Here is a 12,608-nt window from a genome sequence, read left to right on the forward strand (position 1 = left end):
TTATGAGATAGCCTTCGCTGGCAAGCCAGCTCCTACAGGGGATCTGCATTGGACACAGGTATTGTGTACGCAGCAGATCCCCTGTAGGAGCTGGCTTGCCAGCGAAGGGGCCGGCACAAACAACACAACACCTTTCAGGCCCGCCGCGCCTCCAGCAGCTGCGAAGCACACAGCGCAATCCGCCGGCACGCATCGGCGAGCTTTCTCTGATCCACCACCAACCCAATCCGGATATGCCCCGCCGCACTCGGCCCGAACGCCTCCCCGGCCAGCACCGACACGCCATAACCCTCCAGCAACCGCTCGGCGAACCGTTGGGCACACAACCCGGTCTGGCGCACATCGACCATCACGAACATCCCGCCATCGGGGCGGATCGGCCGCAGGCCCGGGCAGTCGCTCAGGCTCGCGCACACCAGGTCGCGACGCCGGCGATATTCCTCGCGCATCATCGCCACTTGCGGCAGATCCTGGTCCAGCGCCAATTGCGCTGCGTTCTGAATGAAATCCGGAATGCCGAACAGCATGCACAGCGACAGGTGTTCCAGGTGATCAGCCAAGGGTTTCGGCCCGATCACCCAGCCCACCCGCCAACCGCTCATGGCGTGGGACTTGGACAGGCTGTTGATCGTCGCCGTGCGCTCGGCCATGCCCGGCAGGCTGGCCGGGCTGATGTGCTCGCCCTCGTACAACAGATCGCTGTAGACCTCGTCGCTGATCAGCCACAGGTCGTGACGAACGCAGAGCGACGCCAGCTCCTGCCAGATCTTCAGCGACAAACTCGCCCCGGAAGGATTGTTCGGGCTGTTGAGCACAAGCGCCCGGGTTTTAGCCGTGATACGGGCCGCGACATCCGCCGGGTCGACCCGAAATCCATTCTCCGGACGCACCGCCACCGGCACCACTTTCGCGCCGATGGCACCGAACACGCCTTCATAGGTCACGTACATCGGTTCCGCGACGATAACCTCGTCCCCCGGATCGAGCAGGCATTGCGCCACCGAATACACCGCGCACTGCGCACCGGGCAATACGATCACATGATCGGCGTCCACCGCTTGACCACTTCGCTGGCGATGTCGACGGGCGATGCTGTCGCGCAGCCCCGGGCTGCCGCGTACTTGCGAATAATGGGTATCGCCGGCCAACAAACTGTCGATGGCGGCTTGAACGATAGGTTGGGGGGTATCGAAATCCGGATCGCCGACCGACAACAGCAGTACATCGACGCCCTGTTCGCGCAATTCCAGCGCGCGGTAATGAATTTGCCAGGCCGCGGCGCCTTCTCCGGCGATGCGTTGGGTCAAGCCTGAGTAGCGCATGTAGTTCTCCAATCGCGCAGGTTCCTGAGTCAACCCTATCTCAAAACACGAATTGCGCCACCATGGCGTTTAAATCCACGGCACGAGACGCCAGTTTGTGGGCATTGAAGTTTTTTTCGAGGGCGGAAGACAAAAGATTCAGGGGGTTACGACGACTGAGGCCGCCTACCTGTAATTTGTGACAGGTCCCAAGATATTTTATTCGCGTTATAAGGAGGTCGAACCGTCAGCTGCCTGCGCAGGCCTCTGAAGGACGTCCGCGCGAATCTTGCCATTTCGGATCAAGACGATGGAGCTGCACCCGCGATCATTGACGATAGAGGGGAGTCACCCGACATGTACCGTGCCCATTCAGACACACTCCAGTCATCACCCGTTCAGGCCTATAGCCAACATCAGGTGCCGGAGCAACCCACCGCCATAGCACTGACCGCGAGAGAGAAGGAAGCGCTTCAGTGGAGTGCCGCTGGTAAATCCTCCTGGGAGATCGGACGTATCTTCAACTGCACCGAAGCCGGTGTGAATTATCATTTTGCCAATATCCGCCGCAAATTCGGCGTGAGCTCGCGTGGGTCGGCCGTGGTCAAAGCGCTGGAGCTGGGGTTGATTGATTTGCCTTGAACGCGACACCCGTCTGCCGTTGAGCCAGGTCCATGCTCGCTTCTGCGGCGAGCATGGACCTGGGTTCAAATTTACTGCGGTTTCCTAGTACACATTTCCCCCGATGCTTTTAGTCGCTTCCGCCCTCTGACTCTTCGGCCCTCGCACGTTACTCACCTCAGTTTGAACATCATCCTTCAACAAACCTTTCTTTAGTCGAGACTGAATTCGCTGCGCACCGGATTGCGGATTTTCAAGCGCATCACCCAACTTGGCTCCTTTCACGGGAGCACGCTGAGCGAGCTTTTCGTCAGTTACTTTTATGCGCTCGGGTTTAATGGCCCCTCTTTTCAAGCCCTCGAAGAGCCCCCCCTTTACGTTCCCATCAACAACACTGCCTTTAAGAGCGGAAGGGGTCGATGATTTTGCCGCTTTAGACGCAGTTCTTCCCGCCGTTGCCACTTTAGACGCAGTTCTTCCCACATTAGAAGGCTCAAACATTGTCATTTCGAGGCTACTCAGACTACTGCGCGCTGAACCAGCAGCTTTCGTTCCTCCCGTCGAGAAAGCTTTTGACAACCATGATCCAAGCCTTGACAGCCAACCGAACACAGCGATTCTCCCCGTCGGATCGAACAAATCAATCGGATTGCCCCCACAATAAATATACGAATTGAGCCCCCCCTCCCCAAACGGACTCAAACTGTCCGGACTATGAAACCTCATCAAGCCAGTGTTATAAGCCCGATAACCATTGCCCAACAAATACCACCCGGTTTGCGCCTCACACCGTTCGCCGTTGTAGCGTAACGAACCGTCTGGCGCCGAGTGACCGTAGGCCGTGTAAGCCACGTCCTGACGCCCGTCCTTGCGCACTTCGCTGAACACAGTGTTCTTATGATCACTGGCCAGCATCAGGACTTTGGGTCAGCACCTGCCTGGCGCTCTGCGAGCACATTTCCACCGCCACGTACGAAGGTACTGCTATTGCCACCCTTGATCTGGTTCGCCAGCTCACCGTCCTGGTAAAAACGGTGCTCCTGCCCTCCCTCACCGCTCATCACTCCGGTCACCTCATCCAGCGGGCTGTAGTGATAACTGCCCGGTGTCTCACCCGGCAGGCCACTGACTTTGATCAACCGGCCGAGGGCGTCGTACTCGAGGGTGCGGCTTTCTTCGTCTCTGACCAGGTGACCGTCAACGTTGTAGACCAGGTCGATCTGCTTCGTGTAGTCCTCATGGGAGTTCGTGACCTTGGTCAGTTGCGCCGGGTCGTCCGTGTTGCCATAGGCATATATCGCCCGGTTGAATAAGGCTCCAAAGTAAGTCATCACCAGCTTCAGGTTGTCCAGAGCATCGAACGAGAACACCTGACGGGTGATGGCCTTGCCATACGGATCCACCGGGGGCTGGGTGCCAGTACAATCGTAGTTGATCAGTCGCCCGCGCAGATCATACCCATAGGTTTCGTCACGCAGCGTGGTGTCCCCCTCCTTCAGGGTTCGTTGCTTCAGGCCATCGACATCGTTGTAAACCTGCTTCAATGTCTGCTTGACCCCGTTGAGGTCGAAAGCACGCAGGGTTTCCCGACCGAACTCATCGTATGTCAGGGTAATACCTACGCTCTGGCCGCTGAGACTGTCGCGGGTATGGATATTTGCCGTCTGTCCCAGCGAGTCGTAGGTAAAGGTCGAAACGGTGGTACCCAACTGCGTCTTTTGCAACCGGCCCTGGGCGTCAAACTCATAACTCTGCGCCTGACGCAGGACATCGGTATAACCCAGCAATCGGCCAAGGCGGCTGTACCGATAATTCATGATGTATTCGCCGTCCTCCACGACTCGCAACTCGCTTTTGAGCTCACCGGTGCTGTAGTACTCACGGGTCAGCTGCAAGCCCTGCTCCTGGCAAAAGAGCAGCCGTGCGTTTTTCGGATCGTAGTCGTAGCGGGCTTCATCAACCTCGCCCAGGATGCCGTCGACCTGGGGCAGACGCCGCCGCACAGGCTCGGTGCCCAATTGCGGCTGATAGTCATACTCGATGACCTGGCTGCCAGGGGTCGTGACCGTGTCAGGTTCGGTTTGCCCCGGTTTAAAGGTAAAAACCTGCTTGCGACCACCGGTGACCGATTCGTACATGCGGTCCAGGCCGTCGAATACCTGCTCCCCAAGGAGGATGTTGTCGACGCTGATCGAAATCGGCAAATCCCCGGCACTGTGCGCGGCGTAGCTGCGTCGAACCACGGCGCCACCCGGCAGGGTGCTTGCAATCATCCGGTCAAAGGCATCGTAGCTGTAGAGCGTCTCGCGCTGGACTTCACCAAAACCGACGATTTCCTTGGCCGTGCGCCCAAGCCCGTCATAAAAGTACTGATGCTGGCTCTCGAGCTTCCCGGCCAGATCGAACCGTTGCGTGCGGTCCGGCTTTTCGAACAGGTTGAGCCATGTTTCAGTGACGCCACTGATCAGCGGCTCACCTACGGTGCCCACGCGCCAGCTGCGCTGGATCGGCCCCTTCGATTCGACTGACCCGATCGGGTCGGTTTCTTCGAACGTTTGCACACCGTCCGGGCCGGTGACACAGCGTTGCGCGCCCCAGTCGTCATAGTCGAATCGACTGGTCAGGGCCCGCTCGCGATCCAGCCAATCGTCCTCGGCCATCCAATCGTATTCGGTCTCTTCGACCAGATGGCCCCACGGGTCATAGGTTGCGGCGTAGACCTGGCGCGGCTCGTTGGCGCGGGTCGGGTTATCGGCATCATCCCGCTCCTCGTAGACCGCCCGGTTGAGACCGTCGAACTTCGTACGGGTTTTCACGTCCTTGACATCGAACAGTTGTTGTTCCGCCTGGTCGCCAGTGTTGGCGCACAGTTGGTATTCATAGCGCCGAGTGGCTTCACTGTCAGTGCACGGCGCCACCGTTTCGCTGGTCACCCTGCGCAGCGAGTCGTAGGTATAACGGATCTCGACATCGTTATCATCGCGATTGAGCAAGGGTTCGCCATTGAGCAGCGAATGCTGGAGGGTCGTTACCTTTTTTACGTTTCTACCGTCTTTGCCGTGGTCAAAACCAGTGAAGGTTTCCGTCGTCTGCAGCACACTTTCCTTGAACACGGCACTGTCGAGCTTGGCGTAGCCATAGTCGGTGATGGAGTCGTTTCCTTTCATCGTCACCGTCTGCCGCTCGATGCGACCATGCAGGAAGCCATCGCCCGGCTGGTTGAAGTGCGTGTACAGCGTGCGCTGCAGTTCGGTTTCACCGCTGGTCTCCAGTTGCACCTGGGTCACGCTTTCGGGGGTGAGCCAGGCCGCTACGGGGCTGCCGGTCAGCGGCGGCAACGTCTTGTAGGTGTAACGGGTGACCAGTGTCGGCGCCTTGCCGTTGGGCGACGCGGCCGGGGTGACGGTCTGCTGCTTGATGTACCGTACAAAGTCATTGGCGTCAGCGGCGGGGTACCAGGTGCTGGTTTCGACCACGCCATTGGCCTGGGTCTGCGTCAGCAGGTTGCCGTGGGTGTCATAAGTGCTCTTGACGGTTTCGCTGCGTTGGCGGGTGACATTGTCCCGCAGCGTCCAGGTGGTTTTGACCTCGTGGGGCAATTGACAGTAAGTGGATTGTTCCTCGAACGAGACGTTGGGTTTCAGGTCATACGTGGTCTCGACTTTCTGAACGTTGTTGTTCTGGGTGGTCGTTTCGCTGGTCAGCAGGTGGAACTGGTTGAATGTGCGTTCAATGGTGCGTACCGCTTTGGGTTTCGGGTTCGGGTCCGCTTCCGTGGGGGCGTCGGTGATCAATAGCGATTCAACGCACACGTACTCGTAGGCACCGATGTACTTATAGAGATTGTCCAGGCCGTCGTCGTCCCAGGATAGGGAAAGACCGAAACCCAGGAAGTTTTTCTCACCCGGATAGGTGTAGCCCACCTCGATCATCGGCTGGTCGAAGCCGGGGTACGTGCGGTGACCGGTCACCCGCGGCAGCGGTCTGTTATTGCTGCCCGCCGGAAACTGATGACCCAGGTCTTCATAGAGGATGACCTCGCGCCCGCCGGTGGGGGTCTCCACCGAGCTGATGCACAACTGATCATTCTTGAGGCTGTAGCCGAAGCGCCAGGACGCGTCGTTTTCGGTGGGCAGGGTGATCTTTTCAACGTATTTGCTGGAGCTCCCCAGGGTCATGACAAAGCGTGCCAACGGGTCGCCATCGGGGCCGGCGAACGGCTGCAGCAGCACCTCGACCGACGAACTCTCGCGCTTGACCGACAACAGGGTCTGGCCCGAGTCATCCTTGATCCAGCTCAGGATATGATGCAAACCACTGAACGGCACATGATCAAGCGTGACCTTGTGACCTTCGGGTGAATAGATCTCCACGGGCAGGGCCACCCGGTTCTCGCTGCTGCCGAATTCCTTGAGGATCTCGACCATGCCGGACTTGTGCACCACCTTATAACGACCGTCGTCCATTTTGTAGAAATGGAAGCTGTCGATCTTCTTTTCCTTCATCAACAACTGCATGCCGGCGCTGCCGGTGACCTTGAAGGTTTCACCGGTACTCAGCGACAGGATGTTTTTACCCAGGGTGTATTGCGACAGCTGCAGGTTCCAGCCCATGCCGAAACCGCTGTCCAGGGTATTGAGTGGATTGTAGGTCAGCGCCAGTGGCATGCCCGGGCCGCGCAGATCGTTGGTTTTGACATCGGGCAACGTGATCGCAACGGTATAGAGCCCGGTGCGTGGGTCGACGCCGCCTTCAAGGAAACTCATGAAGTTGAAGGCGTTGGAGTGTACTGAAGTTGAAGTGGTCATATCAGGTGTCTCGCAGTGTTTAATTAAATATCGCATCCTCAACGGATTCCGTCACGGCTGTAACGACCTTATTATCCCCACACAGGACAACTTACCCTTAATACTACCGCCATCGCCATGTTTATATGTCAGCCTCACACCTTTTACTACAATGTCACCGACCATTTTGCTGTGAAGGTTAGGAATGGACAACCAGATCGAGGAGGTGGGGTGAACAATCGTCGTCAGCTCATAATACCACCGACTGCTACCTACGCAGTCCTTGTCTGAAGTAAACGTGATCTTCGTCGCCGACGGAACATTATTTAGCTGAAAATAAGACGCCTCGTCATTATCGCAAGTAGTATCCCCCATGTAGAACGTCGCCGTTTTTTCAGCTGAAACAATGCAGCTCTTACCACCGCCATCTGCATGTTGGGAAATACTGATGTACGCGTTATTATTTTTTGGGGTTTCAGCCCACGCCCATCCCATATGCATTGGACCACTGACCAGCATTACTCCAACGGCAAGCATTTTAGAAAATTTCATTACATCGCTCCTTCGCTCATTCAAATAAATACTTTTTTTCAGCCAGCCGACATGGGCAAATCAGGAAGATGGAGTGAACAGAATGTGCTTCAATCTATTTCGATCACCCACCACACTGCTTGGAAGGTAAGTAATACGCCGCCTGTGTGCGTTACCGTTTTTATCTCTCAACAATACCGCCAGATCCCGTGACAATTTGGCTCGCGATGTGTCTGTTTCTCTTATATAAGGAATACGGTCGGAACGGTGCAAACTGATCACCAGCCTGCCGTGTTCAAAACTTCCCCGGTCGACATCAACATCCAGACTTTCGTGTTTTACGACAAACTTGGTCGCTTCATCGAATTTGATTTTTGCAATAGAATCAGGCTCCAGCCGATCCTGAAAGATGGAGCCTGTCCAACTGAACATCGTCTCGGCAAGCTGCTCGCTTTCCCAGCGAATGGTGGATTCAGAGGCCGCGACAGGGATGTCGTTCCCATCGACAGACAAAAACTCCAGCGTTTCGAAAGTGGCCCCTTGGGTCCCGGGTCTGCCCACGTAGCCAAGCGTCCAGTAATCGACAGTACGCAAATGAAAGTCAAAATCGTCATCTTCCGGATCTCCAGGATTACCCGATCCGCCATCGATCCTAGCTCGCTTGAAGGTGTAATCCTCATCAATGAACATTGGAATCGGTAGCGGGGTAATGGTGATCTTGTTGTTGATATCGGTGATGTGGGTCGATCTATGCCAGAAGTTGTCGCGGTCGGCCTGGAACGTCGCGTAGAAAGTGGCCGGCGACCCCGCCTTCTCACGGGTGTGGAGATAAAGAACCACATTGCTGATGGGGGGCGGATCGGCGCTGAAAGCGCCCGGTTCGGTGCCACGCGTGCAGTCTTGCGCCGCGAGCCCCGGGATAGGCATTTCAAAGCGGTTCACCTTCAAATTGGTCGCCCACGCCCGTGCATCCCCTTCCGGAATACCATCGCCGTCCACAAATTCGATCTCAGCATCCGAAGAATTCGTCACCAACCTCATGCTGGCCTTTTCGGAAACGCTCAACGCGCGGGCCTTCCCTTCTGAGCTCGACGTTTCGACCCTGATCTCGGTAATCAATTGCTGATAGCCGTTGGTATACATCGAACCAAGGCGACCTTGATCAAGCCCGTTAGGCACCACGACGGTAAATTTTACAAGACTGTCCCAGCTTGGCTCCGGTTCCAATTCGGATAGATCGATGACACTGTAGCCGCTGGAAAAAACCACGCCATTGCGCACGATCTCACAGTGCACGACGGTGCTGTGCGTGGTGCCCTGCGCCGGCGCGGTAAAATGCCCGCGCGCGTCGACAGTGCCGCCGCCACCGATGACTTTCCAGCGTCTGGGGACGCCCGGCAGCAACGTCGGATCATCCTTGAGTTGAACGCCCGCGGACTGCCTGACCGCCGGAACGTAGGGCGGCTCAACCCGCAGCAGTTGCTCTGCGTTCACCAGCAGCAAGGATGCCTGGCGCGTCTCGGTTCCCGTCGCTTCAATTCGCTGCACAGCCAGACCTTTGCTTCTGGCTCGGTTGTCGGCCGTGAACAGTCCCCGGTTAGCGCTCTGGGTCAGCGTTCCATATTCAGGCGCGAGCAACTTCCAGCTCACGGGCGCAGCGTCCAGCGCCGACGCGCTCAGCACCACGGCTTGTGACTGAGCGGTTGTCGAACAGGTCGCCATTCGCGGTGCAATCGTCATGCTGTCGAACACCACCAGCAACAGCGCCGAAGCAGTGTAGGTGATACCCGCATTGACATAGTCGGCAGTCACCACTACGTGCAATGAATCATGCCCGATAAGGGCCGATGAGGCCGGGGTGTACAGCCCGTCTGCTATCGTGCCCTGGCTCTCGGCGGTATGGCTGCGCAGGCCGACGGCTCGCCAGTTGCTACCCTGGATGCCCTCGCCCTTCCAGTTACGCAAGGTAAAGCGTTGCGGGTCTCCACCCGCCTTGATCGTCTTGAAGGCGGGGTCCAGGGTGATGAGCGTCTGCTTGGGACTGATATTACCGAACACCGCCAGATCGTTATCACCCGGCTTATGCCGCTCGCGCTCATCGAAAAAGTTCTCTGCGGGAAAGAGCAGGTTATTGAGCACTTCCAGATTGTTGCCCTCGACATAAGGCGTCATGTCTTTAGACAGCACCAATGACGCCGAGTATCTGTCGCTGCCATTCGCCTCCGTGTCATCCGGGATTAAAAACGGAAAGTCGTTGGTTAGCGGAAAGCGACCGGGTCCCGTATTACCCTGAAGCTGTATAAGCACCACCACGCCGCCATCACCATAGTTCAATGCACTGCGAACTTTTGCACCGGGGGCAGCCTGGGTTACAATACGAAACGACTTCGGAGTCAAGTGGTTGTAGCCCTTGAGATTCAGCATGCCCAATTGATAGACACTTCGATGAGCAGGCAACGCGGCAAAGCTTTCTTTGAACACGCTGGCCAATCGCGTATTCGTCGCCTCATCATCCCCCGCCAGGTTGCAGCGAAAGTTGGCCGCCTCTGACAAGTTCAATGTCACCTTGCCCTGCCGATCGATTTCACCGACCACCAGGGACAAGTCGATATCCATGACCAGGGTAAAACCCTGTGCCTCCGTTATATTGAATGTCGACAACAGCACTTTCTGCGCACCTGGCTGTTGGCGTGAGACGGTGTAATGGCCGGCGATGAGGTTCATTGTCAACACGGCACTCGAGTTAATCAATGATGCAGTGTTGAACGACAATAACGGTTGGCCTAACGAAACATTATTCAGTTCGACAACTTCATTTCCATCATCAGTGAGCTGCAGGCTACCGTTGAACGACGGCATGAAACCCAGGCCATTGAAACGTGCGATATATTGTTGTTCCAGCAACCGATTGAGGCGGCCGCGATTGAAGACAGAAACAGCGCCCCAGCCCTGGGTCACTGAGCCCTCTTTCATACGATTCAATAAACTTTCCAGCGAATTACCAGACATGATATTACCCCCTGCCTTGAGAAAAAAACAAAGCAATGAAACAGCGTGGATAGGTTATTCAGCCAATGCTTTGAGCACCGCCGGAAAATCAGTGAGTGGCAGCGGTAGAATCAAATGGCCTTCAAACTTGCCAAAATCTCCGCCATCTACCGTTACCGTAATCAGCACAAAACGATCTTCGGCGAACGGATCATCGGTATACAGTCCTGACGCATCGATCGACCCCGGCCCGTCAAGCGGCAGCGACCATTCACCATCGATCGGCTGGCCGTTGACAAAGGCCCGCAGCTGTAACTGCCCTTCCGGCTGGGAGGGGTCAGCTTCAGGCTTTATCGTCGCTCCGGGCTCGTTTTGTATCACTAGCACCCAGGCAGACTCGGCGTCATCGGTTTGACTGTCGCTCACCTTGATTTCATCGAGCACATAGGTTTTCCCTGTAACCTGTGGGCCGGCGATGTAAATGTGATCGCCTTCAGGCTCATCGCTCTTCACCACGGTACCGCTTTCGCCTGGGACGGGATTGTTGATCGTCCAGATCAATTCACTGGTCCCGATGCCGCCCGCCGACAGCGCCACCCGTTGGCCGTGATAGCACTTCTGAATTTGCGGGTTGACGGTAATCGCTCTCGACTGGACCGTAATCAGCGCCACACTTCGCTCGCCGGTATCCGGGTCAGTGGCAATAGCCAATACGCGGTTGAACCTGCCCTGTATCGCATGCGCCGGTGGGGCCCGATACACGCCGCTCTGCTTGTCGATAGTGCCCGGGTTGCTGGGGCTTTCGGCAAGGTTTTCCACTGTCCACTCCACACCATCGCGGGTTGGCTCGGTGCTCAGTGGCAGCGTCTTGCCGGCAGCCACTATCGCTTGCGGCTGGACGATGGAGAACGATGAGCCCATTGGATGCACCTGGCCAAACACCGCCAGGTCAGAAGGCAAAGCCACGTCGGTCGGTTGCAGGGTACTTTTGCCGATAATCGCCAACCCCGCCAAAAACTCGTCGGACGATGTTGCCGTCAGGGTGTTGGAGAATCGCTCAAGGATCGCCCGATTGACCGTCTGCCCGACGAATTCGATGATCTGCTGCAACAGCGTTGGCGCAATCGCAGGCAATCCTGAAACATGGCTCACCTGCGTGCTCCCAAAGGGGGAGGACAATGCGCCTTCCATACCCAAGGCTGAGGACTCATCCGCCGAAAAATGAAACTCATGGTCCAGGCGGATGTTGAACGTGGCGGTAAGATTTTGCCAATCGGTGCCACCCACGCGGCGGTATCTGAATGACAATGGAAAGCTGCCTTGCCAGTGCTGTGTCGCCTGGTCGTCACCGAATTCGACAGTCAGCGGTAATGCGCCGCCCGTCGCGGGGAGACTGAAGGCTTCAGACTCGAACTCAAAATCAAGGCTTTGATAGCGACCTGCGGTAGCCTGCAAGGCACCGCTTTTAGCCACCAGTTTCTTCAGCATTCCCGCTTCGTTGGCGGTCCGTTCGAACTCGGCATCGTCAAGCAATTGCAGCACTGCATGGCCGTAGGCGGCGCGGTGGACCAACGCCCGGGAAAACAGGGCCGTGCCCGACCAGGTTGTCTGCCCGTCGTCATCCGGGATCAAATACTTGTAGCCGGAGGTATCTCCGGGGAAATCGCCCGTGCTGCCATCAGCCATGCTGACGAACAGCAGGACCGCCCCGTTTTCGTTGACGGCCTGCGGTGCCAGTACCTGAGCGTCGCGTTTCTGGGTTCGCACATCAATGCTGCGGCTGAGCATGAATGGATTGTCCTCGCCGGCAAACGTACCCAGGGTATACACCCGTTTGTCGTTGGCCAGCGCTTTGAAACGCTCCAGGAAGTGCTTGCCCGCTTCACGCTGCTGCGCCGGGGTGTCGAACAAGGTCAGCAAAACCTCTTCGCCAGTGGCCAGGTCCAGCAGTGCACTGCGCGAATCGGACACCATCGGTGCCTCCAGCCGTAGTTGCGACCCATCCAGCGGGTCGAGGCTGGAGAGTCTGCTGATCGTTTTCTGCCCCTGGACGGTCTCCACCATCATCAGGGTTCCCCCCACTACCGCCAGGTTCAAGGCTGCCCGGGTACTCTGCAGCGAGGCCTTGTCGAAGGACAGCGCCGGTGCAGCCAGCTTCACACCGGACAGGTATTGAGTGATGTTGGTGTTGGGAATGTCAATCGATACATTGATGTCCCCAAGATCATTGCCCTGACTCAAGCGAATGATGTGGTCCTGCTGCAAATCACGGTTGATATTGCGGCCGTCCAGGGCAACGATCAGGTCCCACCCCAACATGCGTGAACCCTCTTTCAGCCACAGCAACAAACTTGCCAATGAATTATCGGCCATGGAATTG

The 12,608-nt window shown here is 56.9% G+C and carries 7 protein-coding genes; 1 reads left to right on the forward strand and 6 read right to left on the reverse strand.

Going from position 1 to position 12,608, the window contains the following annotated elements; all coding sequences use genetic code 11:
• Positions 1–134 precede the first annotated feature (134 nt).
• On the reverse strand, positions 135–1,322 hold the full coding sequence (locus ACA067_RS16515) for a pyridoxal phosphate-dependent aminotransferase (RefSeq protein ID WP_497457567.1): 1,188 nt from the start codon (positions 1,320–1,322) through the stop codon (positions 135–137).
• Between the two features lie 336 nt (positions 1,323–1,658).
• Here ACA067_RS16515 and ACA067_RS16520 point away from each other — a divergent pair, with 336 nt between their 5' ends.
• Positions 1,659–1,943: a response regulator transcription factor gene (locus tag ACA067_RS16520; protein ID WP_497457568.1), complete on the forward strand. Its 285-nt coding sequence runs from the start codon at positions 1,659–1,661 to the stop codon at positions 1,941–1,943.
• Between the two features lie 84 nt (positions 1,944–2,027).
• Here ACA067_RS16520 and ACA067_RS16525 read toward each other — a convergent pair whose 3' ends face one another.
• The 5 genes from ACA067_RS16525 to ACA067_RS16545 are packed head-to-tail and all read right to left on the reverse strand — an operon-like array spanning position 2,028 to position 12,601.
• Positions 2,028–2,837, reverse strand: coding sequence for an RHS repeat-associated core domain-containing protein (locus ACA067_RS16525; RefSeq protein ID WP_497457569.1), 810 nt, complete (start codon positions 2,835–2,837; stop codon positions 2,028–2,030).
• Positions 2,837–6,730 (reverse strand): RHS repeat domain-containing protein, encoded by a 3,894-nt coding sequence (locus tag ACA067_RS16530; RefSeq protein ID WP_497457570.1) that lies wholly within the window; start codon positions 6,728–6,730, stop codon positions 2,837–2,839. The genes ACA067_RS16525 and ACA067_RS16530 overlap by 1 nt, the downstream gene beginning before the upstream one ends.
• Positions 6,731–6,781: 51 nt before the next feature.
• Positions 6,782–7,261, reverse strand: a complete 480-nt coding sequence (locus ACA067_RS16535; RefSeq protein ID WP_497457571.1) for a hypothetical protein — start codon at positions 7,259–7,261, stop codon at positions 6,782–6,784.
• A gap of 60 nt (positions 7,262–7,321) precedes the next feature.
• The gene (locus ACA067_RS16540) at positions 7,322–10,249 is read right to left on the reverse strand and encodes a hypothetical protein (protein ID WP_497457572.1); all 2,928 of its coding nucleotides are present in this window, start codon (positions 10,247–10,249) and stop codon (positions 7,322–7,324) included.
• Between the two features lie 54 nt (positions 10,250–10,303).
• Entirely contained in the window at positions 10,304–12,601 is a 2,298-nt protein-coding gene (locus ACA067_RS16545; RefSeq protein WP_497457573.1) for a hypothetical protein, read from the reverse strand.
• Positions 12,602–12,608 lie beyond the last annotated feature (7 nt).

It is taken from the genome of Pseudomonas sp. LBUM1674 (assembly GCF_059695635.1).

Bases quoted from the DNA above. Each gene is read 5' to 3' on its own strand.
- ACA067_RS16515 (WP_497457567.1), bottom strand. From the start codon at position 1,322: ATGCGCTACTCAGGCTTGACCCAACGCATCGCCGGAGAAGGCGCCGCG.
- ACA067_RS16520 (WP_497457568.1), top strand. From the start codon at position 1,659: ATGTACCGTGCCCATTCAGACACACTCCAGTCATCACCCGTTCAGGCC.
- ACA067_RS16525 (WP_497457569.1), bottom strand. From the start codon at position 2,837: ATGCTGGCCAGTGATCATAAGAACACTGTGTTCAGCGAAGTGCGCAAG.
- ACA067_RS16530 (WP_497457570.1), bottom strand. From the start codon at position 6,730: ATGACCACTTCAACTTCAGTACACTCCAACGCCTTCAACTTCATGAGT.
- ACA067_RS16535 (WP_497457571.1), bottom strand. From the start codon at position 7,261: ATGAAATTTTCTAAAATGCTTGCCGTTGGAGTAATGCTGGTCAGTGGT.
- ACA067_RS16540 (WP_497457572.1), bottom strand. From the start codon at position 10,249: ATGTCTGGTAATTCGCTGGAAAGTTTATTGAATCGTATGAAAGAGGGC.
- ACA067_RS16545 (WP_497457573.1), bottom strand. From the start codon at position 12,601: ATGGCCGATAATTCATTGGCAAGTTTGTTGCTGTGGCTGAAAGAGGGT.